Consider the following 23,592-nt stretch of genomic DNA (forward strand, 5'->3'; position numbering starts at 1 on the left):
TCAAACGCTACATAGCCCGCGAAATCCACCAAACCCTCATCGCAGACCTCGCCAACCTCACCCACACCCCTTGACATCAATAGGAGCATCTTTCGAGACGTCTGGTGTCCCGAAAGTGGCTTTCGCGACGCCGCCACGGAAAGCAGTTTCCAGGACATCCCGCGGACGGCGCGCAAGGGTCGTACAAAATCCTCGGCGCCTTTAGCATGATCCGATGCGCCGGGCGTCGAGGATTCACGTACCGGCCGCGTTGCTGTTCAGCGCCGTGGTGGCGAGCAGCGGGATCGCGTCCGCACCGCCACCGCCGGTGGCTCCCGTCGCCGGGCTGAACGAGCTCTGGAACGAATACGGAGATCAGGGCGGACACTGGACCGGTGGGGATCGCACGGTGTCGGTCCCGTTGCCCGACGGCCGCACCGCGTGGCTGTTCTCGGACACGTTCCTCGGCACGGTGAATCCCGACCACAGCCGCCCCCGGGACAGCCCGATCGCCCGCAACACCCTGGTCGTCCAGCGTCCGGACGGCACACTGGGGGAGACGCTGCACGGCGGAACCGCGGACGAGCCGGAGGCGCTGATCGGACTCGCGGGTTCGGGTGAGCACTACTGGGTCGGCGACGGGGTCGTCGAGGGCGACGTCCTGCGGGTGCTCTACAACCGGTACGAAACGACGGGACCCGGCGGCCTCGATTTCCGGGGCACCGGGACGTCGCTGGCCACGTTCCGGCTGCCCGCGCTGACACCGTCCGAGCTGCAGGTGATCCCGGTGAGCGAGAAGGTCGCGTGGGGATCGGAGCTGCTCGAAGACGGCGGGTACACCTACGTCTACGGTTCCGAACAAGGCCATCTCCGGCTCGCGAGGGTGCCCGTCGGGGGCCTTCGCGGACCTTGGCAGTTCTGGACCGGCGCCGGTTGGTCGTCCCACGAGGAGGACTCGGTCCGGACGCTGTCCGGGATCGGGACGGCGTTCTCGGTGACCCGCGTCGGCGGCGAATACGTGCTGATCACCATGGACACCAGTCCCGGCTTCAGCCCCGTGATGCTCGCCTACACCGCCGCTTCGCCGACCGGCCCGTTCGGCGATCCCGTCGTTCTCCACCGGGCACCCGAAGCCGGTGACCGGCGCATCGTCTACGACGCGACGGCGCATCCGCAGTTGAGCCGCCCCGGGAAGCTCACGGTGTCGTACAACGTGAACAGCCTCGACCACGGCGACAACTTCGAGGACGTGCGGATCTACCGGCCGCGGTTCGTCGAGGTCACCTGGCCGCCGGTACTACGCTTCATCGAGTGATCGAGATACTCGACGACCTCGATGTCCTCACCCGGCCGGATGTCGATCCGCGCGGCCTGAGCCTCGCCGGTGTCCGCTATGGGGCGAAGGCCGCCGACACCGTCGCTCGCGACAGCGTCGTCGAGGTCACGCTCTCGCCGATCGTCCACCGCTCGATCGGCGGAAGCAACCGGGACACGGAGTACTTCGGCGCGGACGGTGAGCCCCTCTCTCGGGAAAAGGTGGTCGAGAACGCCGTCGAAACCGAGGGAGTCGTTCACTTTTCCGGCAAATTCAGCTACCGGATCGTGGACGGGACGGTCTCCGGGTTCGCCTTCTACGGTGCCGAGCGTGGTCTTCTCGCCCATTTCGGGTACCTGCGTTCCCGTGACGAGTTCCTCGAAGTGTTCGGCACGCCCGATCTCGTCGAGGAGAGCGTCGATTGCGGCGAGCTGATGGGATACCGGCATCGCTACCGGGCTGCCGGGAAGCGGGTCTTCTGGGACAGCTGGGACGATCGCGTGAGCTGGTTGAACATCGGCGATTTCGATTCTCGCTGATCACTCGAGCGTGCGGCCTCCCGGCGCTTCGATGGTCAGGGGAACCGACGTGTCACCGGTGAGCTGGTTCAGCCGGCTCATGGTCCGGTCCAGCTGCTCCGCCAGGCGCGGGATCGTGCTCGACGGCAGGTACGCCTCCGCGCCGGCGTCGAGCAGGCGGCGCACCGGGCCCTCGTACTTGACGCCGAGCTCGGCGTCCTCGATCTCCGTGATCACGATCCGGGCCTTCGGATACAGCGCGCGGAAGTTGCCGATCAATTGCGGGCTACTCGGCGGGACCAGCAGAACGTCGACGGTCGGGGGAGCCGAACGCAGGTCCAGCACGAGGTAGCCGGGGCCGAGCCGCTCGGACAGCGCATCCCGGGCCGTCGCCGACAGCTTCGTGGCGGTGGCCACGACAGTGATGTCGTCGGAATTCGGCGAAGGGACCGGTTCTTCGTGGACAGCGGCGGAAATCGTCCCGATGGTCTCGCCATTCCGGGTGATTAGCACGTTCTCGCCGGGACGAAGGGTGCCGATGAGCGCTACGAGTTCTTCAGGAAGCTGGGAGGCGTCGACCCACCGCGCGGACTGATCACTCATCACCCCATGATGGCCCGCTTCCCTGCGCGTGGTGCAAGGCAGGCCGCCCTCATGCACTTCGGGTGCGCGGACCGTGTGGATTTTAGGACGTCAGATGTCCCGGAATCCACACAGTCACCGAGAGGACCGGCCCGTCCTGATCGGCATGCCGCGGCCATGAGTGGCGATCCGGGGTTGGGGCCAAGAGCGTATTGAAGGAGGCCTTCACGGAATCGATAATCACCGCGTTCGCCCCACGTGCACCAGCAGGCACGGCGGCCGCGTGTGAAGGCCGAGTACATGAAGGCCCCCTTCACTGCGCCAGGCGCAAGGAAGGGGGCCTTCATGTACTTCAGGCGGGCACCACTTACCGCTGCCGCGGCCGCCCCGGAACCCCAGGCCGTGTCTGCCAGGGATGCGGCCCGTCCAGCGGCCGGTACTCGACGCCCAGCGCGTCCAGCCGCGGCAGGTGGTGCTCCCGCAACCGCGGCAGGAACTCCGCGTAGTCCCGCCCGGCCGGATCGCTCCACGCCACCTCGGCGAACGCGCACAGGCGCGGGAAGGTGACGTAGTCCACCCGCCGCGCGGTGTCGAGATGCTCCGACCACACCTGCGCCTGCGCACCGAGAATCGACTTCCCCTCGGGGAAATCGGCGGGCACCGGCTCGTAGCCGTAGAAGCTCTCCAGCGTGCTCAGGTAGCCGACGGGAATCGGCTCGTCGGGGTGGTCGGACTGCCGGTGGTCCAGGTACACGTGCTCCTCGGGGCACATGACGACGTCGTGCCCGGCGGCCGCCGCGCGCGCACCGGCCGCTTCGCTCTGCCACGAGCCGATGACCATCGGCGGCAGGTCGCCCGCTTCGAGCACTTCGTCCCAGCCGAGCGGACGACGGCCCCGTTCGACCAGATGCCGCGCGATCTCGCGGACGAACCGGCCGTGCTCCTCGGTCGCGCCGGGCACCTCGTCACCGCCGAGCGCGATGACCCCGGACGGGAAGATCTCCAGCACCTGGTCGAAGACGCGCTTGAAGAAGTCCACAGTGGACTTCTCGGTGTTCAGCAGCGACGTGCTGATACCCCAGCTCGTCCATACCTCCCACGGTTCGGCGGTCTCCGGGCCGAGTTCGGGATAGGCGGCGATCGCGGCCCGAGCGTGCCCGGGGATGTCGACCTCCGGGACCACCGTCACCGCACGCGCGGCGGCGTACGCGACGATTTCGCGGAGATCGTCGCGTGAGTAGAAACCGCCGTGCGGCCGCCCGTCCCGCTCCGGACCGTCGTGCCGTCCGACCATGGACGACTTCCGCCAGCCGCCGACCTCGGTCAGCCTGGGGAACTCGGGGATCTCGATCCGCCAGCCCTGGTCGTCGGTCAGGTGCAGGTTGAGCACGTTGAGCTTGTGCGCGGCGATCAGGTCGATGAACCGCAGCACCTCGGCCTTGGTCCGGAAGTGCCTCGCCACGTCCAGTAAGCAGCCTCGCCAGCCGAACCGCGGGTGGTCGGTGACCACGCCGCACGGGATGGTCTGCTGTCCGCTGTGGATCGACGCGGCCCGGAACGCGTCCGGCCCGATCAGCTGCCGGAGCGTCTGGCGGCCGTAGAACTCACCTGCCGCGTCGGCCGCGTACAGTGTCACGCCGGACGGATCGATCTCCAGCCGGTAGCCCTCGGCGGGTAACAGCTCGTCGCCGCGAACGTCCACTTCGGACGGTACGGGACACTGTCCCGGCAAGGGTTCCACGGAGACGGGACGGGGGAGCAGGCTTTCGAAGCCAGGCATGTCAGCCCTTCACCGCGCCGCCCATGACGGACACGAGTCGTCGTTGCACGAGAATGAAGAACACCAGCACCGGGATGGTCATCAACGTCGAACCCGCCATCACCGCGCCCCAGTCGGTGTCCTCCGGTTTGAAGAACACCAGGATCGCCAGCGGGAGCGTCTGGTTATCGGTGTTGGAGATGATGAACGTCTTCGCGAACAGGAAGTCGTTCCAGGCGTGGATGAACGCCAGCACGCTGATCGCCACCAGCCCTGGCGCCACCAGCGGGAAGAGGATCTGCCAGGTGAACCGCATCCGGCTCGCCCCGTCGATCTTCGACGCTTCTTCCAGCTCCTGCGGCACCGCGGCGACGAAGCCGCGCAGCATCCAGATCGCGAACGGCAGGCTGAACGCCAGGTGTACCAGGATCAGTGAGCCGAGGTGGTTGGTGCCGAACGCCGGCGCGACGTCGCCGACCGACCGCATCAGGAAGAACAGCGGGATGGTCAGCGCCTCGACCGGCACCATCTGCGCCACGAGCACCATCACCAGCAGCACGGTCCTGCCCTTGAAGTTGAACCGCGTCAGCGCGACCGCCGAGAGGAACGAGAGCAGCAGCGACAACGCCACCACCACGACGGCCACGATCACGCTGTTCAGGAAGAACATCGCGAAGCCTTCGCCGGTCAGCACCCGTTCGAAGTGTTCGAGCGTCGGCGTGAGCGTCCAAGGCCGCGGGTTCTCCGCCTGGATCTGCCCGGTGGGCTTGAAGGCCGAGAGCACCATCCAGTAAACCGGGAAAGCGACCATCCCGGCGATCACCACGCAGATGATCTCGGCGATCAGCCTGCCGGGGCGTTTCACCCGGCGGGTCTTCGGCGCCGTCGTCACACCCATCCCGCGCTCCGGCGTTGCGACCGGACGTACAGCCCGGTGATGGACAGCAGCAGCAAGGTCATCACGACTCCGAGCGCCGCGCCGAGACCGTATTCCTGTCCGGCGAAGGCCTGTTGGTAGGCGAAGACGTTGAGCACGAGGTTGCGCCCGGCCACGCCGCCGCCGTTGGTCATCACGTAGATCTGCGTGAAGATCTTGAAGTCCCAGATGATCGACTGGATGGTGGCGATGGTCAGCAGTGGCCGCACCATCGGCAGCGTGATCGACCACGTGGTGCGCCAGGTCGACGCGCCGTCGAGGTACGCGGCCTCGACGACCTCCTCCGGCACCCCCTTGAGCCCCGCGTACATCGTCACCATGACGAACGGGAACGAGCACCAGATGACCTCGGCCGCCACCAGCCCGAACGTGCTGTAGGTGTCGAACGTCCAGGAGTGGTTCGCCATCCCGGTGAACCCGATGCCCGAAAGCACCTCGTTCACCAGGCCGAAGTCCGCGTCGAACAGGAACAGCCAGACGTACGAGCCCGCCATCGCCGGCGTCGCCCATGCGGCGAGCGCCGCCAGGAACAGCGGGACACGCGCCCACGCGCGGACCCGGGTCGCCAGCACGGCGAGCCCGGTCCCGAGTGCCAGGCTGCCGACGACACAGACCGCGGTGAAGCCGAGGGTCTTGGCCAGCACCTCCCAGAACTGGAGGTTCTCCAGCAGTTCGACGTAGTTGCCGAAGCCGAGGAACACCAGCGGGGCGTTGCCGACCGCCTGCGGCTGGCCGTAGTCGTAGAACGAGATCAGGACGAGCTGGTAGATCGGGTACACCAGCATCGCCAGCAGCAGGATGCCACCGGGCGCCAGGTAGAGCAGGGCCGCCCGCCCGTCCCGGCGACGGCGGGGTGTCCGTCGTGCCGGGACGGCCGGAGCCGTGGTGCGGGGGATTTCTTTCGTGACCACTTAGCCGAACGCCTTGTTCATCTCGGCGGCCGCGGCGGTCAGCGCGGCCGCGGGGTCCTTGCCGCCGGTCGCGATCTGCTGGATGGCGGTGGGCAGGACGTTCTGCGCGTCGATCTTCGACCACGCCGCGGTGGCGGGGACGAACTTCGTGCCAGCGGTGAGCGTGTCGACGAACGGTTTGACCGACGGGTCGCTCGCGGCGAGCTTCTGCTGGACGCTGCCGAGAGTCGGCAGGTTGCCCATGGCGACGTACATCTTCTCCTGGTACTTCGCGCCACCGAGGAGCTGGGTGAACTCGACCGCGAGGCTCTTGCGCTTGGTCGCGTTGAACACGCCGAGCAGGTTGCCGCCCGCGAACGCCGGGGCGATCTTGCCCGCCTCGGTGCCAGGGATCGGGATGATCGCGTACTTGCCCTTCACCTGGCCCGCCTCGACGGCCTTGCGGTTGAAGTCGCCGCCGATGGACATCCCGGCCTTGCCGCCGGCGAACGCAGTGATGCTCTGCGTACCGGTGAGATTGGCGCACTGCTCGGGCGGGCAGATGTCCGCCTTCAGCAGATTGGCGTACGCGGCGACCCCGGCCTTGGCCTGCTCGGAGTCCACAGTGGACTTCCACTTGCCGCCGTCCTGTTTGGCGATCTCACCGCCGTGCGCCCACAGGAACGGCAGCATCGCGTAGGTGTACTTGCCGCCGACGGAGATGCCGTACAGTTCCGGCTTCTTGGCACGGATCGTCTTCGCGGTCTCGGTCAGCTCCGCGAGCGTCGTCGGCGGCTTCAGGCCGAGTTCGGCGAAGAGGTCCGTGCGGTAGTACAACGCGCGGATCCCGGTGAACCACGGAAGCCCGTAGGTCTTGCCGCCGGACTTCGCGGTCTCCAGTACCGCGGGCAGGATGTCGGCCCCTTCCTTCCACGACGAGAGATCGCCGGTCAGGTCGGCCAGTGCGCCGGTGGCGGCGTAGCTGGAGACGTCGGTGTTGCCGAACTCGGCGACATCCGGCGCGCTCGCCGGATCGTTGAAGGCGCCGGAGAACTTGTCCGCGCGGCCCTCCACCGGAATCCACTGGACGTCGACCTCGACGCCCGAATGCGCCGCCTTGAACTCGGTGATCGCCTCCTTGACCGCCGCCTCCTTGGGCGCGCGGTTGGCCTCGTCGAACAGCCAGACCCGGATCGTGCCGGTCTTCTCGTCACCGCCGCTCGCGGCTGGGGTGTTCTGGGCCGGCGCGCAGCCTGCCACGAGGCCGACGGCCGCGAGGCCCGCGATGAGGACGCGAGTTCTCATGGGTTTTCTCCTTAGGCGAAAAAGACGGAATTGACCTGGGGGAGCGCCAGTTTTCCGGCGACGGCCCCCGGAAGGCCGGTACCGGGATCGCGCGGCAGCCAGCTGAGCGTGCCGGACTTGTCGCTCGAGACGTAGAACCAGCGTTCGGTCGGGTCGAGGGTGAAGTGACGCGGATAGACACCGCCGACGGGCGCGTTGTTCAGCAGCTTCAAGGACTTCCCGTCCTCGCTGACGCCGAACGACGCGATCGTGTCGGAGCCGCGCACGGAGGCGTAGACGAACTTCCCGTCTTTGGACGTGGTGATCTCGCCCGGGTACTGCTCGCCGGGGGTGCCCGCGGGAACGGCCGGGACGACCTGTCCGGCGGTGAGTTTCCCGGTTGGCGGGATTCCACGTCGCGACGGTGACCTCGGCACGCAGCTCGCCGAGGATGTACGCGTACCTGCCGTTCGGGTGGAACGCCAGATGCCGGGGACCGGCGCCGGACGGGAGCTTCAGCTGCTGGTTCAGCTTGAGCTTCCCGGTCGCGGTGTCGAGTTTGTAGACGTAGACCGAATCCGCGCCGAGGTCGACGGCGAGCACCCATTTGCCGGTGGGGTCGTTGACGACCTGGTGCGCGTGCGCCTGCCGCTCGGCGCCCTTGTGCTGGGCCAGATCGACGACGTCGCCGAGTTTCCCGCCCGCGAGGATCGGGAGGACGACGACGCTGCCGCTGCTGTAGTTCGCGGCCAGCACGTACTTCTGGCTCGAGTGGACGCTCAGATGGGTCGGGTGCTGGCCCCTCGCCGACTTCTTGTTGAGAAGCTTGGGTTTCGCCGGATCGGCCAGGCTGAACGAGGAGATCTGGCCGTTCTCGTCCTCATTGGTCACGTAGAGCGTCTTGCGGTCGGCGCTGATGTCGAACCAGGAAGCGTTGCTGACTCCCGGGATCGTCCGGTCGACGACGAGCGCGTTGGTCGCCGCGTCCCGGTGGGCGACATCGAGCCCGTGCCCGGAACTGGTGTAGCTGCTGACGTAAATGGCCCCGGTTCCCTTCGGTCCGCAGGTCTGTTCGGAGGCGTTCGCGAGGTGGGAACCGAGAACGGTGGTGAGCCCAGCCGCTCCGACAGCGCCGAGGAAGGTGCGTCGATCCAGTCCGGTCATCGTGATCTCTCCCAGTCGTCAGGTGGTTTAAACCACTGCCATGAGCAATGCTGCCACGCCGAAACCGGAAACGGAAAGGACGGTTTCCAAGACGGTCCAGGTTTTCAGGGTCTGCGGCACGGTCATGTTGAAGTATCGCGAGATGATCCAGAAACCGCCGTCGTTCACGTGCGAGGCGATGATCGAACCCGCCGAAATCGCGACGACCAGCAGCGCGAGCTGCATCTGCGAATAGCCCAGCGTCGCCACCGTCGGCGCGACGATGCCGCTCGTGGTCACGATCGCGACCGTCGCCGAACCCTGCGCGATGCGCATACCGCAACTGATTACGTACGCCGCCAGGATGACCGGGAGCCCGGCGTTGTCGAGGGAACCCGCGACGGCCTTGCCGATGCCCGTCGCGGCCAGTACGGCACCGAAGAACGCGCCCGCGCCGACCACGAGCAGGATCATCGCGACGGGACGCAGCGACTTCGCCGAAAGCTCGCTCAGATCCTTGCCCGTCAAGCCTCGGCGCAGGCCCAGCAGCCACGACGCCAGCAGCACCGAGATCGTCAGCGCCACCGCCGGGGTGCCGATGAACGCGGCGACACCGGAGAGCGCGGATTCCTTGGGAAGCCAGATACTGCCGAACGTCCCGGCGAGGATCAGCACCAGCGGGACGGCGATGATCGCCAGCACGAGACCCAGCGACGGCGGGTTAGTCTCCTTTTCGCCTTCTTCCTCGGCGACCAGGAATTCCGCGGGAACCTCCACGTCGACACGCTTGCCGATCCACGTCGAATACAGCACACCGCCGACGAGGAACGCGGGGATACCGCAGACCAGGCCCATCAGGATGATCCAGCCGAGTTCCACGTGCAGCAGACCGGCCGCGGCCACCGGGCCGGGGTGCGGCGGGAGGAACGCGTGCGTGATCGAAAGCCCGGCGAGCAGCGGCAGCGCGTACAGCACGAGCGAACGGCCGCCCTGTTTGGCGGCGACGTAGACCAGCGGCGCCAGCACGAAGATGCCGATGTCGAAGAAGACCGGGATACCGAAGACGAAGCCCGCGAGCCCCATCGCCAGCGGAGCCCGCTTCTCACCGATGGCCCGCAGCAGCGCGCCGGTGAGCACCTTCGCCCCGCGCGAACGCTCCAAAATGGACCCGAGGATGGTGCCGAGTCCGATGATCGCGGCGATATGGCCGAGGATCCCGCCAAAACCCTTTTCCAGCAGGGAATCCGACGCCTTCTGCGCGGAGCCGACGATCTGGACCACCGGCAGGCCCGCGGCCAGCGCGGTCAGCAGGCCGACCACGATCAGTGCGATGAAGGGCTCGAGTTTGACTTTGATGATGAGGAACAACAACACCGCGATCGAGACGGCGGCGAGGGTCAGGAGCCCTCCCGTCGTGTGTTGGAGCCAGTCGATCATCGGGCACTCCCGGGGTTCCGCAGTGAATGGCCGGCGAGGGCGCCGGTCGGTTGACCATCGTCGATGGCGGCGACACCGTTGACGAAGACATAGGGGATACCGGCGGCCTGCTGCCGCGGCTCGTCGAACGTGGCGGTGTCGGCGACGGTTTCCGGGTCGAACAGCACGAGGTCCGCCGCGTAGCCGGCGCGGACGAGACCCCGGTCGGTCAGCCGCAGGCGGTCCGCTGCGCGGCCGGTGAGGTGGGCGACGCATTCGGCGAGGTCGAGCACGCCGAGTTCGCGGACGTACCGTGCGAGGTAACGCGGGAACGTGCCCCAGGCGCGGGGATGCGGCCGCGCGCCGACGAGCAGCCCGTCGCTGCCGCCGGTGTGCGTGCGGTGGCGCATGATCGCCTGGACGTTCTCCTCGTGCCCGACGTGCATCAGGCACGACGTGCCGAGCTTCTCCGAGAGCAGGACGTCGAAGTACAGCTCCGCGGCAGGTTTCCCGGCACGCTGCGCCGACGCGGCGACGGAATGTCCGACAAGGTGGGCGTTCTCGTCACGGCGGACACCGTTGATCTCGATGGCCTCCCAGTCGATCGGCACCCCGTGGGCGCCGTCGGAGCCGGTCTCCTCGATCTCGGCGCGGATCCGCTCACGGGTGTCCACATCGGACAACCGGGCGAGCGTGGCGTCGAGTCCGCCTTCGGTGGCCCAGCTCGGCAACAGCGCGGAAAGATAGGTGGCGCCGGGCAGATAGGGATAGGTGTCGAGCGTGATGTCGCAGCCGTCGTCGAGCGCCCGGTCGAGCAGCTCCAGCAGATCCGGCGCCTTGCCCTTGTTCACCGAGAAGTTCATCGTGGCGTGCGCGAGGTGCAACGGGCAGCCCGAACGGCGGGAGACGTCGACCATCTCGCCGAACGCTTCGAGTGCGCCCTTGCCGTAGCTGCGGTGGTGCGGGCTGTAGAAACCGCCGTTCTCCCCGACGACCCGGCACAGCTCGACGAGTTCTTCGGTGGTCGCGTACATACCCGGTGTGTAGGTGAGCCCGGACGACATGCCCATCGCGCCCTCGGCCAGCCCGGTCGCGATGAGTTCCTTCATCGCGTTCATCTCGGCTTCGGTCGCTGGCCGGTCCTCCCAGCCGACGGTGAGCATGCGGACGGTGCCCTGCGGCACCAGGTAGGCCGCGTTGACCGCGACCCCCGCGTCGAGCCGATCGAGGTACTCGCCGACGGAACGCCAGTTCCAGTCGAAGCCCGCCGGATCGTCGTTCCACCCGGCGAGCTGCTGGCGCAGTGCCGCGAGGACTTCGTCGTTCACCGGCGCGTAGGAGAGCCCGTCCTGCCCGAGCACCTCCGTCGTGACGCCCTGGGAGAGCTTCGCGAGGTGATCCGGATTGGCGAGCAGCTGAAGGTCGGAATGCGAATGCATGTCGATGAACCCGGGCGCGAGCACGAGTCCTTCGGCGTCGATGGTGCGGCGGCCCGCGAGCGAGCCGGGTTCTGCGACACTGGCGATCCGGCCGTCGGTGATGCCCACGTCGTGCCTGGTGAGCGGATCCCCGGTGCCGTCGGCGACCAGTGCGGAGCGGACAACGATGTCCATGGCGATTCTTCCTCTGCGGCGGTGGAGGACGGATCAGAAGTGGGTGCGGACGAAATCGAGCACGGTCTCGCCGTCGGGGCCGACGACCGGGATCAGGGGCCATTTGTCGAAAACGGTGCACGGATGCGACAGGCCGAGCGCGATCCAGTCGCCGACCTCGACCGGCGACGACGGGGGCAGGGTGAGAAAGGCGTGCTGGTCGTTCATCTTCTGGATGGAATGACCTTCGAGCGCGGAAGGTGGCCCGTCGCCCTTGCGGATCAGGCGCGGCTCGGGCATACCTTCGTCGAACGAGGCGTCCCGTTTGCCGATGGTGAGCAGCGCGAGTTCGTCCGTCGGCTTCGACGTCACCTGAGCCCAGGCGCGCAGCGCGGACCGGAACGAGGCGACGCCCCCGATGCGCGGGTGTTCGCCCAGCGGCGAGATCACCCGGTAGAAGCCGTCGTCGTGGGTCACGTAGGCGCCGCTGCGCAGGATCGGCAGGACGTCCAGACCGCCCCAGTCCTTGGTGAGCTCGTCGGCGACGCGGTCGAAGTACGCGCTGCCGCCGCCGGTGACGATGATCTGGCCGGCGTCGTCGAGCAGGCCCTTGGCGTGGAAGGTGAAGACGAGTTCCCGCAGACCGTCCACATAGGAGCTGATCAGCTGGAGTGACTTCTCGTCGGTGTGGTGGGAAAGCGCGCCCTCGTAACCGCCGGATCCGCGCAACCGCAGAGCCGGGCTCGCGTGCGCGGCCTCGGCGACGGCGAGCGCGGTCTCGGTGTCGCGGACACCTGTGCGGCCGCCCTCGGCGCCGAGTTCGACGAGGACGTCCACCTTGCGGCGGGCGCCGCGCAGGGCTTCGGTCATCAGCTCGACGCCGCGGACCGAGTCGACCCAGCAGACGAACTCGAAGTCTTCGTCGGCGTCCAGCTCGGCGGCGAGCCACTTCAGGCCCGACGGGTCGAGCAGCTGGTTCGCCAGCAGGATCCGGGAGACGCCGAACGCGCGGTAGATCCGCAGGTGACCGGCGTTCGCGCAGGTGATACCCCACGAGCCGTGCTGGAGCTGCCGCTCGAACAGCTGCGGCGCCATCGTCGTCTTGCCGTGCGGGGCCAGCGCGACCCCGCGTTCGGCGCACCACTCCGCCATCGTGCGGAGGTTGTGCTCGACGGCCTCTTCGTCGAGAACGACGAACGGGCCGAGGAAGCCGTCGTCGAACAGCTTGGCGCCACGGGCGGCGGCCTCGCCGATCGTGAGACCGGACAGCGAGGGCGCGACCGAGCGGAAGCGCCAGTCGACGCGCTCCTCCCGGACGGCCGCGACCGCGGCGGAATCGATGGTGCCGGCTTCGAACATGAGGTTCACCTCGGTTGCGTATGTTGCAACGGACGTTGCGCATATTGCGTGGGATAGGTGTAGCATCCGGTCCGCTGGAGGTCAACGGGGTGACGACTAGGAGACGTGGAAGTGACAGGTGAGCCTTGGCCGCCCGGGAATCTTTTGATCTTTTGGGGTCGCGCCTTGTTGGCCGGAGGCCCCGCTATCGCGATGGCGGGGCGCTTTTCGGTCGCGAGGCGGCATGATTCCGCGAGGTGCGCCCTGGCAGCGGGATGGCGGTCGGCGCGATGAAGAGCACTGACGTTTTGTGCATCGGGGAGTCGATGGCCTTGTTCGTACCGGCCGAATCCGGGCCGCCCGACGAGGTACGGAAGTGGGTGCGGACCATCGGCGGAGCCGAATCGAACGTCGCCTGCCATCTCCCCGCGCTGGGTTTCGCCAGCGCGTGGGTGAGTGCCGTCGGCGACGATCCGTTCGGCCGCGCGCTCGTGCGCGAGATCGGCGCGGCTGGGGTGGACGTCAGCGCGGTCGTGGTCGACCCGACGCGCCCGACCGGGCTCTACATCAAGGAAAGCGGCGCGGACGGCAGCCCCGTGCGCTACTACCGCAAGGGCTCCGCCGCGTCCGGAATGGACGCCGGGCTGCTGGGCAAGCTCGATCTCGACGGGGTACGCGTCATCCACCTGTCCGGGATCACGCCCGCGCTGTCGGACGGCTGCCTCGACCTGGTGCGTGCCCTGATGGAACGACCGCGGGGCGACACGATGGTGTCGTTCGACGTGAACTTCCGGCCCGCGCTGTGGACCGGACGCGACCCGTCGGTGCTGGCTGGGCTCGCCGCCCGCGCCGATATCGTGCTGGCGGGCGAGGACGAGGCCGAACGGGTGTGGGGGACCGGCGACCCGGCGCGGCTGCGCGCCGCCGTGCCCGGACCGAAGACGCTGGTCGTCAAGCATGGAGCACGCGGGGTGACGCTGATCGACGGCGACGAAGCACCGCTGTTCTCGCCCGCGCTCCAGGTCGACGTCGTGGAGCCGGTCGGTGCCGGTGACGCCTTCGCGGCCGGTTTCCTCGCCGCGACCCTGCGCGGCGACGACCCCGCGACCCGGCTGCGGCGCGGTCATCTGCAGGCCGCGGCCACCCTCCTGACCCACGACGACGTGGGCAGGCCGCTGCCCGCGTCGGTCGTCGAAACGCTCCTCGGGGCGGATGAGGCAGCATGGGCGGCGGCCAAGCTGACGGACAAGGGAGTGGTGGGCGGATGAGCCAGAGCCTGGACAGGGCGCTCACACTGCTGAGCGGGCTCGCCCGCGAGCCGAAGACGCTCGACCAGCTCGCCGAGGAGATCGGCGTGCACAAGTCGACCGTGCTGCGCCTGCTGCGCACCCTGGAGGCGCACCACTTCGTGCGCAGGGAAGGGCAGCGGTACTACCGGCTGGGCAGTGCGCTCTTCGACCTCGCGCAACAGGCGCTGGAGGATCGCGACGTCCGCCGCACCGCGCAATCCGCGCTCGCCGGGCTCAACGCGCGCACCGGGCACACCGTGCACCTCGCTTCCTATGAGGACGGAGAGGTCGTCTACATCGACAAGTTCGAGGGCAGGCATTCGGTACGGATGTACTCCCGCATCGGGAAACGCGCCCCGCTGCACTGCACCGCCGTCGGGAAGGTGCTCGTCGCGGCGATGACGCCGGAGAAGCAGGCGGATGTGGTGTCGAGGATCGACTTCTTCGTCCGGACGCCGAACACGATCACCACCCCCGATGCCTACCTGAAGGAACTCGCGCTCGTCGCCGACCGCGGCTACGCGGTGGACAACGCAGAGCACGAGGACTTCATCCACTGCGTCGCCGCGCCGGTCCGCGGCCCGGGCGGCGTGGTGCTCGCCGCCGCGTCCGTGTCGGTGCCGAAGGTGTTGCTGGACTACGACGGCCTGATGGGGCTCGTGCCGGAGCTGATCGCCGCCGCCGAAGAAGCTTCCGTCCACAGTGGATGGACGGGGAACCGAAAGGGGAAGTTGGAATGAGCAAGACCGCGATCAGCACGGAGAACGCGCCGAAGCCGGTGGCCGCGTTCTCGCAGGCGGTCCGCAAGGGCAACATCCTGCAGGTGGCCGGCCAGGTCGCCTTCGACCCGGCCACCGGCGCCATCGTCGGCGAGACCGTCGGTGAGCAGACCGAGCAGACCTTCAAGAACATCGAGGCGGTGCTCGAGGCCGCCGGTTCGAGCCTGGCCGACGCGATGATGGTGCGCGTGTACCTGACCGACGTCGACCACTTCGGCGCGTTCAACGAGGTCTACAACAAGCTGATCGGTGAAGCGCCGCACCCGGCCCGCACCACCGTGTACGTCGGCCTGCCCGCCGGACTGCTGGTGGAGATCGACGTCCTGGCCGTCACGGACTGATCCCGCGTGCAATGAAAGGTCCTTTCCTTGCAAAATTTGCGAGGAAAGGACCTTTCATTGCGTCCTGGGGCTAGAGCACGCTCGTGTACCCGTTCAGCGCGGGCTGTCCGCCCAGATGCGCGAAGAGCACATTCGAGTCCCGCGCGATCTCACCGCGCGCGACGAGGTCGATCAGCCCCGCCATGGACTTGCCCTCGTACACCGGGTCGGTGAGCACTCCCTCCAACCGCGCCAGCGTCCGGATCGCGTCCAGCGTGGACTCGTCCGGGATGCCGTAGATCCCGGCGTGGTAGCGCTCGTCCAGCTCGACCTTCTCGATCTCGCCTGCGCCGATCAGTTCCGCGGTCGCCCTGGCGATGCGGGTGATCTGATCGCGTGTCTCGGCCGGTTTCGCCGACCCGTCGATGCCCAGGATCCGTCGCGGCTTTCCGGAAAGCGCGGCCCCGGCGACCATCCCGGCCTGCGTGCTGCCGGTCACCGAGCAGACGATCACCGTGTCGAAGAAGACGCCGAGTTCCGCCTCCTGCGCTTCGAGCTCGACCATCCAGTTCGCGAAACCGAGCCCGCCGAGACGGTGGTCCGAGCCGCCCGCCGGGATCGCGTACGGCTTCCCGCCGTCGGCCTCGATCTCCTTGACCGCGTTCTCCCAGCTCTCCTTGAAGCCGACGCCGAACCCGGCGTCGACCATCCGGATGTCCGCGCCGAGGATGCGTGAGAGCTGGATGTTGCCGACCTTGTCGTACATCGGGTCGTTCCAGTCGACCCAGCTCTCCTGCACCAGCACGGCCTTGAGCCCGGCCCGCGCGGCGGCCGCGGCGACCTGACGGGTGTGGTTCGACTGCACGCCGCCGATCGAGATCAGCGTGTCCGCGCCCGAGGCCAGCGCGTCGGCGACCAGGTACTCGAGCTTCCGGGTCTTGTTACCGCCGAACGCGATCCCGGAGTTGACGTCCTCGCGTTTCGCCCAGACCTTCGCGCCGCCGAGATGGGCGGTGAGCCGCTCCAGCGGATGAACGGGGGAGGGGCCGAACAGCAGCGGGTAACGCGGGAAATCGGCGAGGGTCATGGCGTCTCCAGGAGGTCTTCGAGCTCGGTCCAGATCGTGGCGGTGATCGCGCAGGCCGCGTCGACGTCGCCCGCTTCGATGGCGTCGGCCAGTTCCGCGTGGCGCTGGACCGACCGGTGGGCGGGCAGGGAGCCGAAGCGGGCGTATTCGAGACGTCGCAGCAAGGGCGTGTAGCGGGCCAGCGTCGCGGCGACCGCCCGGTTGCGCGCGGCGGCCACCGGGATGTCGTGGAGTTCGTCGTCGGCGGCGATCGCGGCCGCGATGTCCCCGGCGGCGATCGCGTCGGCGAACCGGGCGTTGGCCGCGCGCATCGCGGCGACCTCCGCCGGTCCCATCCGGGGCGCCCCCGCCCGGACGGCGAACTCGTGCAGCGCCCGGACCAGCTCCAAAGCGTCACGGACGTCGTCGGGTACGAACCCCGCGACGCGCGTGTAGCTCTGCGGCTTCGACTCGACGAGACCGTCCTCGGCGAGCCGTAGCAGCGCTTGGCGCACCGGCGCCCGGGAAAGCCCCAGCTGATCGGCGAGATCACCGTCGCGCAGGTTCGTCCCCGGTGGCAGCGTCCCGTCGATGATCGCCCGCCGGATGCTCTCGTAGGCCTCGTCCCTGAGGAGAGACCTCGATACTTTCGCTAACCCACTCACATCTGAAATGTTAGTTGACGTCGAAGCGGAAGTACATGAAGGCCCCCTTCCTTGCGCCTGGGTACAGGAAGGGGGCCTTCACGTACTTCGGAGGGGCTAGTAGACCGGCCCCGTGTACTTTTCGCCCGGCCCCTGACCGGGCGCGTCGGGCACGGCCGAAGCCTCGCGGAACGCCTTCTGCAGTGACTGCAGGCCGTCGCGCAACGGCCCCGCGTGCAGGCCGAGGTACTCTGCCGAAGCGGTGACCAGCCCGGCGAGAGCGGTGATCAGGCGGCGGGCCTCGTCGAGGTCGCGGTGCGGTGAGCTGGCCGGGTCCTCGTCTGCGAGGCCGAGGCGTTCGGCGCCGGCGGAGAGCAGCATGACGGCCGCCCTGCTGATCACCTCGACGCTCGGGATCTCCTCCAGGTCGCGGACGTCCGGGGAATACGGGGGCTGCTGAACGGGTTCTTCTGACACGTCTGGTACCCTTCCACGAGCGACCAGCCCCCGAGCGATCGGGGGCGGCAAGTGGAGCCCCGCTCCCACCCGTGTCACCGCCGCAACACCAGGTGTCCGGGTCCGGTCTCGCCAAGACGATTTCGGGCGTCGAGGCGGTGTGTTCGGTTCTGGAGATCGAACACGATCGGAAAGAGTGGGCCCCGCGTACCGCACGGTACCGGGGCCTTAGGTATGTGGGCACCAGGTCGGAACGGTAGAAGAATTTACCTCGAACCAGGGAGGCCCCATCAGCTCCGAGACACGCATCAACGACCGAATCCGGGTACCGGAGGTCCGCCTCGTCGGGCCGGCCGGTGAACAGGTCGGCATCGTCCGGATCGAAGATGCGCTGCGGCTGGCACAGGAGAACGATCTCGATCTCGTCGAGGTCGCCCCGCAGGCACGCCCGCCCGTATGCAAGCTCATGGACTTCGGCAAGTTCAAGTACGAGAGCGCGCAGAAGGCCCGCGAGTCCCGCCGCAACCAGCAGCTCACCGTCATCAAAGAGCAGAAGCTGCGGCCGAAGATCGACCAGCACGACTACGAGACCAAGAAGGGTCACGTGTCGCGCTTCCTTGCGGCAGGCAACAAGGTCAAGGTCACGATCATGTTCCGCGGTCGCGAGCAGTCCCGGCCGGAACTCGGGTTCCGGCTGCTGCAGAAGCTCGCCGACGAGGTGACCGAGCTCGGCTTCGTCGAGTCGTCGCCGAAGCAGGACGGTCGCAACATGATCATGGTGTTGGCCCCGCACAAGAACGTGAAGCCGCAGAAGGCCGCGAAGGCAGCCAAGGACGAGTCGTCCGAGCCGCCCGCCGACGCGTAGCGCCGACCAGCACATGTCAGCGGCACACCGGGCGACACCGGTGTGCCGCCGCACGGAAGAGGACAACGTAATGCCGAAGATGAAGACGCACAGCGGGACGTCCAAGCGTGTCCGCGTCACGGGTTCGGGCAAGCTGCGCCGCCAGAAGGCCGGCCGCCGCCACCTGATGGAGAAGAAGTCCAACAGGCTCACCCGTCGCCTCGAAGGCACGACCGAGATCGCCAAGAACGACGTCGGCCGCGTCAAGCGCCTTCTCGGCCGCTGACACCCCGCACTTTGTAAACGCCGGGCGCGCCAGCGCGCCCCCAGATCGACAGGATGGACCCCAGTGGCACGCGTCAAGAGGGCTGTCAACGCCCAGAAGAAGCGTCGCGCGACTCTCGAGCTCGCCAGCGGTTACCGCGGCCAGCGTTCGCGGCTGTACCGCAAGGCGAAGGAGCAGACGCTTCACTCGCTGAACTACGCCTACCGGGACCGTCGTGCCCGCAAGGGTGACTTCCGCCAGCTGTGGATCACCCGCATCAACGCGGCCGCCCGCGCCAACGGCGTGACCTACAACCGGTTCATCCAGGGCCTCAAGGCCGCGGGTGTCGAGGTCGACCGCAAGATCCTCGCGGACCTCGCGGTCAACGACGCCGCCGCGTTCACCGCGCTGGCCGAGCTGGCCAAGGCGAACGTGAACACCGAAGAGAAGAAGTCGGCCTGACCGGCGACAGCGCTCTCCACCGACCCGGGGCGGCTCCGTTCACCGAACGGACGCCCCGGGTCGTCGCTGCGCGCAAGCTCACCCGCCGGGCCGAGCGCGAGAAGACCGGCCGGTTCCTGGCCGAGGGTGCGAACGCGGTCGAAGCCGCGCTCGAACACGGCGGCAAGGTGTACGAGCTGTTCGTGACCGAACGCGCCGCCGCGCAGCACGAGCGCCTGCTCGCCGCCGCGCGTGAGGCGGGTGTCCCCGTCTCGCCGATCACCGATCGCGCGGCCGACGGGTTGTCCGAGACCGTGACGCCGCAAGGCATCGTCGCGGTCTGCGCGCTCGTCGACCGTCCACAGGAGACCGTCCTGAAGCCGGGCGCGAAGCTCGTCGTCGTCCTCGTCGGCGTCGCGGACCCCGGTAACGCGGGCACCGTGATCCGGGTCGCGGACGCCGCCGGCGCCGACGCGGTCGTCCTCGCCGGGGACAGCGTCGACCCGCACAACGGCAAATGCGTCCGCGCGGCCGCCGGCAGCCTGTTCCACCCCGCCATCACCCGGATCCGGGACGTCGACGCGGCCTTGAAGGCCTGCTCCGCCGCCGGACTCCGCACCTTCGGCGCGCACGGCTACGCCGACACCGAGCTCGATCAGGTGACCTTCGACGAGCCCACGGCGTGGGTTTTCGGCAACGAGGCGCACGGACTGCCGCAGGCGGTACTGGAGACGGTCGATCTCGCGGTGAAGATCCCGATGTACGGCCGGGCGGAGAGCCTCAACCTCGCGACCGCCGCCGCGATCTGCGTGTACACAAATGCGATGGCCTCCCGGGCCGCGACCACGTAAAGTCGCGGGCATCACGCCGTTCGCACCACGACGCCAAGGGAGCTCTCATGGAACGCAGTGTTCGTTCCAGCACCTTGTTTACGGCGTAGAGCGCGTTTTTCGCACTTCCGAGTGACGGTGTGCCCAGCCCGAGGGTGATCGGGGGCCGCCGTTCGCTGTCCCATAGAATTCAGCAGCTGCTAAACCCATGTGTGCGCTCGCGTGCACCGGACCAGTCCCAGCGGACGCCGAGGAGTTATGTCCGAAGCCAACGACAAGCAGGACCCCCAGGCGGGAACGCTCGCGCCGGAAACGTTGACGGCCGCCGTCAAACAGGCCGAGACCGATTTCGCGGCCGCGGCGGATCTCGACGCGCTGGCCGCGGTCAAACCCGCCCACCTCGGGGACCAGTCTCCGCTGCTGCTCGCCCGCCGCGAGATCGGCGCCCTGCCGAAGCAGGAGAAGGCCGAGGCCGGCAAGCGGGTCAACGAAGCGCGCCAAGGCATCCAGGCCGCGTTCGACGCGCGCCGAGCCGTGCTCCAAGCCGAACGTGACGAAAAGGTGCTCCGCGAGGAGGCCGTCGACGTCACGCTCCCGTGGGACCGCGTGCCCCGTGGCGCCCGGCACCCGATCGCGACCCTGTCGGATCGGATCGCCGACGCGTTCATCGCGATGGGCTACGAGATCGCCGAAGGCCCCGAGCTCGAAGCCGAGTGGTTCAACTTCGACGCGCTGAACTTCGGCAAGGACCACCCCGCGCGCCAGCTGCAGGACACGTTCTACCTCGGCGAGGAGGACTCCGGCCTGGTGCTGCGGACGCACACCTCGCCGGTGCAGGCCCGCACGCTGCTGCACCGTGACCTGCCCGTGTACGTCGTCTGCCCCGGCCGCACCTACCGGACCGACGAACTCGACGCCACGCACACCCCGGTGTTCTCGCAGGTCGAAGGGCTCGCGGTGGACAAGGGTCTGACGATGGCGCATCTCAAGGGCACCCTCGACGCCTTCGCCCGCGCGATGTTCGGCGGTAACTCGAAGACCCGTCTGCGCCCGCACTTCTTCCCGTTCACCGAACCGTCGGCCGAGGTCGACGTCTGGTTCGAGGAGAAGAAGGGCGGACCCGGCTGGGTCGAGTGGGGCGGCTGCGGGATGGTCAACCCCAACGTCCTGCGTGCCTGCGGCGTCGACCCCGAGGTCTACTCGGGCTTCGCCTTCGGCATGGGTATCGAGCGCACCCTGCAGTTCCGCAACGGAATCCCGGACATGCGCGACATGGTGGAGGGCGACATCAGGTTCACCCTGCCCTTCGGAACGGAGGCCTGAGTGAAGGTCCCAGCCAGCTGGCTGACCGAACACCTCGACGTCGACGAGGAGGTCACGGCCCAGGATCTGGCCGACGCCTTCGTGCGCATCGGTATCGAGGTCGACGACGTCCGGAAACTCGAACCGGTTACCGGTCCGCTCGTGGTCGGCCGCGTCGCCGAGATCGAGGAGCTCACCGAGTTCAAGAAGCCGGTCCGGTTCTGCCGGGTCGACGTCGGCGAATCGGATGACGACACCGACAAGCCCGACGAGAACCTCGACGACGACGAGGACGACGACGAAGGTCCCTTCGAGGACGACGGCCCCACGGGGATCAAGACCCGCGGGATCATCTGCGGTGCCTCGAACTTCGCCGAGGGCGACCTGGTCGTCGTCGCGCTGCCCGGCACCGTGCTGCCCGGTGGTTTCGAGATCGGCGCGCGCAAGACCTACGGCCGCCTCAGCGACGGCATGATCTGCTCCGCGAGCGAACTCGGCATCGGTGACGACCACTCCGGCATCCTGGTGCTGCCGCCGAGCACGGCCAGCCCCGGCGAGGACGCGAACAAGCTGCTCGGCCTCGAAGACACCGTCCTCGAGGTGACGCCGACCCCGGACCGCGGGTACACCCTGTCGGTCCGCGGCCTGGCCCGCGAGCTGTCCAACGCGCTCGACGTCCCGTTCGGCGACCCGGCGTCCATCGAGGTCCCCGAGGCCGAGAGCGACGTCTGGCCGGTGCACCTCGAGGACACCGAGGGCTGCAAGCGGTTCGTGCTGCGCCGGGTCAAGAACCTCGACGCGACCGCGCCGACGCCGTGGTGGATGCGCCGCCGCCTGATGCTGTCGGGGATCCGCTCGATCTCGCTCGCGGTCGACGTGACCAATTACGTCATGCTCGAACTCGGGCATCCGCTGCACGCCTTCGCGACCGGTTCGGTCAAGGGCGATCTGGTGGTGCGCAAGGCGAAGCCGGGCGAGAAACTGACCACTTTGGACGATGTCGAGCGCACGCTCGACGCGGACGACGTGGTCATCGCCGACGACAGCGGCGTCATCTCGCTGGCGGGCACGATGGGTGGCGCGTCGACCGAGATCACGCCGGAGAGCACCGATGTGCTGCTCGAAGCGGCGCACTGGGATCCGTCGTCGATCAGCCGGACTGCCCGCCGTCACAAGCTGTTCTCGGAGGCGGCCAAGCGGTTCGAGCGCTACACCGACCCGCAGCTGTGCGCGGTGGCCGTCGAGCTCGCCGCGCGCCTGCTGCGTCAGTACGGCGAGGGTTCGATCCTGCCCGGCCGCACCGACGAGGGCGGCGTCGAGCCGAACACGCCGGTCACCATGCCGATCAGCCTGCCCGACCAGGTGGCCGGGGTGCGGTACGAGCGCGGTGTCACGGTCAAACGGCTCTCGCAGATCGGCTGCAAGGTCAACGTGGGCACGGCCGAGGACGGCACCGCGCTGGTGACCGCCGTTCCGCCGAGCTGGCGCGGTGACCTGGTGCAGCCCGCCGACCTCGTCGAGGAGGTGCTCCGGCTGGAGGGCTACGACAGCATCCCGTCGGTGCTGCCCGACGCCCCGGCGGGCCGTGGCCTCACCGACACACAGCGCCGCCGTCGCTCGGTCGCGCGGGCGCTGGCGGAGAACGGCTACGTCGAGGTGCTGCCCTTCCCGTTCATCTCGGACTCGGTCTGGGACGCGTTCGGGCTGCCCGAGGACGACGTCCGCCGCAGCACCGTGAAGGTCCGCAACCCGCTGGAGGCGGACAAGGACCGGATGGCGAGCACCTTGCTGCCGGGGCTGCTGGATACCTTGCAGCGCAACATCTCCCGTGGTTTCAAGGATGTCTCGCTGTTCCACATCGGACAGGTCGTGCTGCCGGGGCCGAACCCGATCCCGATGCCTTCGCTCGGGGTGGACCGGCGCCCGACCGACGAGGAGCTCGCGGTGCTGGAGGCGGCTGTCCCGCCGCAGCCGCTGCACGTCGCGGTCGTGCTCGCTGGCCAGCGAGCACGTGCCGGCTGGTGGGGCGCGGGTGAGCAGGCGAACTGGGCCGACGCGGTGCAGGCCGCCCGGCTGGTGGCGCAGGCCGCCGGTGTCGAGCTGACCACAGCCGCCGCGGACCAGCCGCCGTGGCACCCCGGCCGCTGCGCGCAGCTGCGGGTGGGACAGTGGCCCATCGGTTACGCCGGTGAGCTGCACCCGAAGGTCGTCGAGGCGCTCGGGCTGCCGCCGCGCACCGTCGCGATGGAACTAGACCTGGACGCGATCCCGATTCCGGACGGCCGTCCGGCGCCGCGGATCTCGGCGTACCCGCCGGTGCTGCTCGACGTCGCCCTCGTCGCTGAGGCGAGCGTCCCGTCGGCCGACCTGGCCGAGGCGCTGCGCGAAGGCGCGGGCGAACTGCTGGAGGACATCACGCTGTTCGACTCCTACCAGGGTGAGCAGCTGGGCGAGGGCAAGCGTTCGGTGGCGTACAAGCTGCGGTTCCGTGCCGCGGACCGCACGCTGACCGTCGACGAGGCCACCAAGGCCCGCGACGCCGCGCTCGCGGTCGCCGGTGAACGCTTCGGCGCGAGCCTGCGGGCCTGACCCGAAAGTCCCGT

22 protein-coding genes and 1 pseudogene are annotated in these 23,592 nt (G+C 68.5%); 11 read left to right on the top strand and 12 right to left on the bottom strand.

Going from position 1 to position 23,592, the window contains the following annotated elements:
* Positions 1–214 precede the first annotated feature (214 nt).
* Together ACFVM3_RS35280 and ACFVM3_RS35285 are read left to right on the top strand one after the other, a co-directional pair.
* Positions 215–1,294, top strand: coding sequence for a DUF5005 domain-containing protein (locus ACFVM3_RS35280; protein ID WP_378444233.1), 1,080 nt, complete (start codon positions 215–217; stop codon positions 1,292–1,294).
* Positions 1,291–1,833 carry a hypothetical protein gene (locus ACFVM3_RS35285; protein WP_378444234.1) on the top strand — a complete coding sequence of 181 codons (543 nt, stop codon included), beginning with the start codon at positions 1,291–1,293 and terminating at the stop codon, positions 1,831–1,833. Before ACFVM3_RS35280 ends, ACFVM3_RS35285 begins: the two co-directional genes overlap by 4 nt.
* On the opposite strand, the gene ACFVM3_RS35290 is transcribed toward ACFVM3_RS35285, so the two are convergent.
* The 9 genes and pseudogenes from ACFVM3_RS35290 to ACFVM3_RS35330 all read right to left on the bottom strand — a co-directional run bounded on the left by ACFVM3_RS35290 (position 1,834) and on the right by ACFVM3_RS35330 (position 12,774).
* Positions 1,834–2,415 carry a hypothetical protein gene (locus tag ACFVM3_RS35290; protein ID WP_378444235.1) on the bottom strand — a complete coding sequence of 194 codons (582 nt, stop codon included), beginning with the start codon at positions 2,413–2,415 and terminating at the stop codon, positions 1,834–1,836.
* Between the two features lie 346 nt (positions 2,416–2,761).
* A complete protein-coding gene (locus ACFVM3_RS35295; protein ID WP_378444236.1) occupies positions 2,762–4,174 on the bottom strand; it encodes a beta-N-acetylhexosaminidase in 1,413 nt (470 codons plus the stop codon).
* A 1-nt stretch (position 4,175) separates the two neighbouring features.
* Positions 4,176–5,051 (bottom strand): carbohydrate ABC transporter permease, encoded by an 876-nt coding sequence (locus tag ACFVM3_RS35300; RefSeq protein ID WP_378444237.1) that lies wholly within the window; start codon positions 5,049–5,051, stop codon positions 4,176–4,178.
* A complete protein-coding gene (locus ACFVM3_RS35305; RefSeq protein ID WP_378444238.1) occupies positions 5,042–6,001 on the bottom strand; it encodes a carbohydrate ABC transporter permease in 960 nt (319 codons plus the stop codon). Before ACFVM3_RS35305 ends, ACFVM3_RS35300 begins: the two co-directional genes overlap by 10 nt.
* Positions 6,002–7,285 carry an extracellular solute-binding protein gene (locus tag ACFVM3_RS35310; RefSeq protein WP_378444239.1) on the bottom strand — a complete coding sequence of 428 codons (1,284 nt, stop codon included), beginning with the start codon at positions 7,283–7,285 and terminating at the stop codon, positions 6,002–6,004.
* An 11-nt stretch (positions 7,286–7,296) separates the two neighbouring features.
* Positions 7,297–8,428 (bottom strand): annotated as a pseudogene (locus ACFVM3_RS35315) (lactonase family protein).
* Between the two features lie 27 nt (positions 8,429–8,455).
* On the bottom strand, positions 8,456–9,844 hold the full coding sequence (locus ACFVM3_RS35320) for a GntP family permease (RefSeq protein ID WP_378444240.1): 1,389 nt from the start codon (positions 9,842–9,844) through the stop codon (positions 8,456–8,458).
* Positions 9,841–11,436 (bottom strand): amidohydrolase family protein, encoded by a 1,596-nt coding sequence (locus tag ACFVM3_RS35325; protein WP_378444241.1) that lies wholly within the window; start codon positions 11,434–11,436, stop codon positions 9,841–9,843. The genes ACFVM3_RS35320 and ACFVM3_RS35325 overlap by 4 nt, the downstream gene beginning before the upstream one ends.
* Before the next feature lie 33 nt (positions 11,437–11,469).
* Positions 11,470–12,774 carry an amino acid deaminase gene (locus ACFVM3_RS35330; RefSeq protein WP_378444242.1) on the bottom strand — a complete coding sequence of 435 codons (1,305 nt, stop codon included), beginning with the start codon at positions 12,772–12,774 and terminating at the stop codon, positions 11,470–11,472.
* Positions 12,775–13,043: 269 nt separating this feature from the next.
* Here ACFVM3_RS35330 and ACFVM3_RS35335 point away from each other — a divergent pair, with 269 nt between their 5' ends.
* From ACFVM3_RS35335 to ACFVM3_RS35345, 3 genes are read left to right on the top strand one after another with little or no spacing between them, the layout of a single operon-like run.
* Positions 13,044–14,021 (top strand): sugar kinase, encoded by a 978-nt coding sequence (locus ACFVM3_RS35335; protein WP_378444243.1) that lies wholly within the window; start codon positions 13,044–13,046, stop codon positions 14,019–14,021.
* Positions 14,018–14,782 carry an IclR family transcriptional regulator gene (locus ACFVM3_RS35340; RefSeq protein ID WP_378444244.1) on the top strand — a complete coding sequence of 255 codons (765 nt, stop codon included), beginning with the start codon at positions 14,018–14,020 and terminating at the stop codon, positions 14,780–14,782. Before ACFVM3_RS35335 ends, ACFVM3_RS35340 begins: the two co-directional genes overlap by 4 nt.
* The gene (locus ACFVM3_RS35345; protein ID WP_034321592.1) at positions 14,779–15,162 is read left to right on the top strand and encodes a RidA family protein; all 384 of its coding nucleotides are present in this window, start codon (positions 14,779–14,781) and stop codon (positions 15,160–15,162) included. Before ACFVM3_RS35340 ends, ACFVM3_RS35345 begins: the two co-directional genes overlap by 4 nt.
* 70 nt (positions 15,163–15,232) lie before the next feature.
* Here ACFVM3_RS35345 and ACFVM3_RS35350 read toward each other — a convergent pair whose 3' ends face one another.
* The 3 genes from ACFVM3_RS35350 to ACFVM3_RS35360 all read right to left on the bottom strand — a co-directional run bounded on the left by ACFVM3_RS35350 (position 15,233) and on the right by ACFVM3_RS35360 (position 17,328).
* Positions 15,233–16,228, bottom strand: a complete 996-nt coding sequence (locus ACFVM3_RS35350) for a 1-aminocyclopropane-1-carboxylate deaminase (protein ID WP_378444245.1) — start codon at positions 16,226–16,228, stop codon at positions 15,233–15,235.
* Positions 16,225–16,872 (bottom strand): GntR family transcriptional regulator, encoded by a 648-nt coding sequence (locus ACFVM3_RS35355; protein ID WP_378444246.1) that lies wholly within the window; start codon positions 16,870–16,872, stop codon positions 16,225–16,227. The genes ACFVM3_RS35350 and ACFVM3_RS35355 overlap by 4 nt, the downstream gene beginning before the upstream one ends.
* Positions 16,873–16,968: 96 nt before the next feature.
* The gene (locus ACFVM3_RS35360) at positions 16,969–17,328 is read right to left on the bottom strand and encodes a DUF1844 domain-containing protein (RefSeq protein ID WP_378444247.1); all 360 of its coding nucleotides are present in this window, start codon (positions 17,326–17,328) and stop codon (positions 16,969–16,971) included.
* 268 nt (positions 17,329–17,596) lie between these two features.
* Between ACFVM3_RS35360 and infC the strand changes: the two genes are divergently transcribed.
* The 6 genes from infC (at position 17,597) to pheT (ending at position 23,578) form a co-directional block, all read left to right on the top strand.
* On the top strand, positions 17,597–18,172 hold the full coding sequence (gene infC / locus ACFVM3_RS35365) for a translation initiation factor IF-3 (protein WP_051071860.1): 576 nt from the start codon (positions 17,597–17,599) through the stop codon (positions 18,170–18,172).
* A gap of 70 nt (positions 18,173–18,242) precedes the next feature.
* Positions 18,243–18,437 carry a 50S ribosomal protein L35 gene (rpmI, locus tag ACFVM3_RS35370; protein WP_007028043.1) on the top strand — a complete coding sequence of 65 codons (195 nt, stop codon included), beginning with the start codon at positions 18,243–18,245 and terminating at the stop codon, positions 18,435–18,437.
* A gap of 63 nt (positions 18,438–18,500) precedes the next feature.
* A complete protein-coding gene (gene rplT, locus ACFVM3_RS35375; RefSeq protein WP_005163284.1) occupies positions 18,501–18,878 on the top strand; it encodes a 50S ribosomal protein L20 in 378 nt (125 codons plus the stop codon).
* Complete coding sequence (locus ACFVM3_RS35380) at positions 18,875–19,708, top strand: TrmH family RNA methyltransferase (RefSeq protein WP_378444252.1); 834 nt, start codon at positions 18,875–18,877, stop codon at positions 19,706–19,708. Before rplT ends, ACFVM3_RS35380 begins: the two co-directional genes overlap by 4 nt.
* 237 nt (positions 19,709–19,945) lie before the next feature.
* On the top strand, positions 19,946–21,010 hold the full coding sequence (gene pheS / locus ACFVM3_RS35385; RefSeq protein WP_219150945.1) for a phenylalanine--tRNA ligase subunit alpha: 1,065 nt from the start codon (positions 19,946–19,948) through the stop codon (positions 21,008–21,010).
* A complete protein-coding gene (gene pheT / locus ACFVM3_RS35390; protein ID WP_378444248.1) occupies positions 21,011–23,578 on the top strand; it encodes a phenylalanine--tRNA ligase subunit beta in 2,568 nt (855 codons plus the stop codon).
* Positions 23,579–23,592: the final 14 nt, after the last annotated feature.

This window comes from Amycolatopsis sp. NPDC057786, from assembly GCF_042797905.1.
Taxonomy (GTDB): Bacteria; Actinomycetota; Actinomycetes; order Mycobacteriales; family Pseudonocardiaceae; genus Amycolatopsis.

Bases quoted from the DNA above. Each gene is read 5' to 3' on its own strand.
- ACFVM3_RS35280 (WP_378444233.1), top strand. From the start codon at position 215: ATGCGCCGGGCGTCGAGGATTCACGTACCGGCCGCGTTGCTGTTCAGC.
- ACFVM3_RS35290 (WP_378444235.1), bottom strand. From the start codon at position 2,415: ATGAGTGATCAGTCCGCGCGGTGGGTCGACGCCTCCCAGCTTCCTGAA.
- ACFVM3_RS35295 (WP_378444236.1), bottom strand. From the start codon at position 4,174: ATGCCTGGCTTCGAAAGCCTGCTCCCCCGTCCCGTCTCCGTGGAACCC.
- ACFVM3_RS35300 (WP_378444237.1), bottom strand. From the start codon at position 5,051: ATGGGTGTGACGACGGCGCCGAAGACCCGCCGGGTGAAACGCCCCGGC.
- ACFVM3_RS35310 (WP_378444239.1), bottom strand. From the start codon at position 7,285: ATGAGAACTCGCGTCCTCATCGCGGGCCTCGCGGCCGTCGGCCTCGTG.
- ACFVM3_RS35320 (WP_378444240.1), bottom strand. From the start codon at position 9,844: ATGATCGACTGGCTCCAACACACGACGGGAGGGCTCCTGACCCTCGCC.
- ACFVM3_RS35325 (WP_378444241.1), bottom strand. From the start codon at position 11,436: ATGGACATCGTTGTCCGCTCCGCACTGGTCGCCGACGGCACCGGGGAT.
- ACFVM3_RS35330 (WP_378444242.1), bottom strand. From the start codon at position 12,774: ATGTTCGAAGCCGGCACCATCGATTCCGCCGCGGTCGCGGCCGTCCGG.
- ACFVM3_RS35335 (WP_378444243.1), top strand. From the start codon at position 13,044: ATGAAGAGCACTGACGTTTTGTGCATCGGGGAGTCGATGGCCTTGTTC.
- ACFVM3_RS35340 (WP_378444244.1), top strand. From the start codon at position 14,018: ATGAGCCAGAGCCTGGACAGGGCGCTCACACTGCTGAGCGGGCTCGCC.
- ACFVM3_RS35345 (WP_034321592.1), top strand. From the start codon at position 14,779: ATGAGCAAGACCGCGATCAGCACGGAGAACGCGCCGAAGCCGGTGGCC.
- ACFVM3_RS35350 (WP_378444245.1), bottom strand. From the start codon at position 16,228: ATGACCCTCGCCGATTTCCCGCGTTACCCGCTGCTGTTCGGCCCCTCC.
- rpmI (WP_007028043.1), top strand. From the start codon at position 18,243: ATGCCGAAGATGAAGACGCACAGCGGGACGTCCAAGCGTGTCCGCGTC.
- pheS (WP_219150945.1), top strand. From the start codon at position 19,946: ATGTCCGAAGCCAACGACAAGCAGGACCCCCAGGCGGGAACGCTCGCG.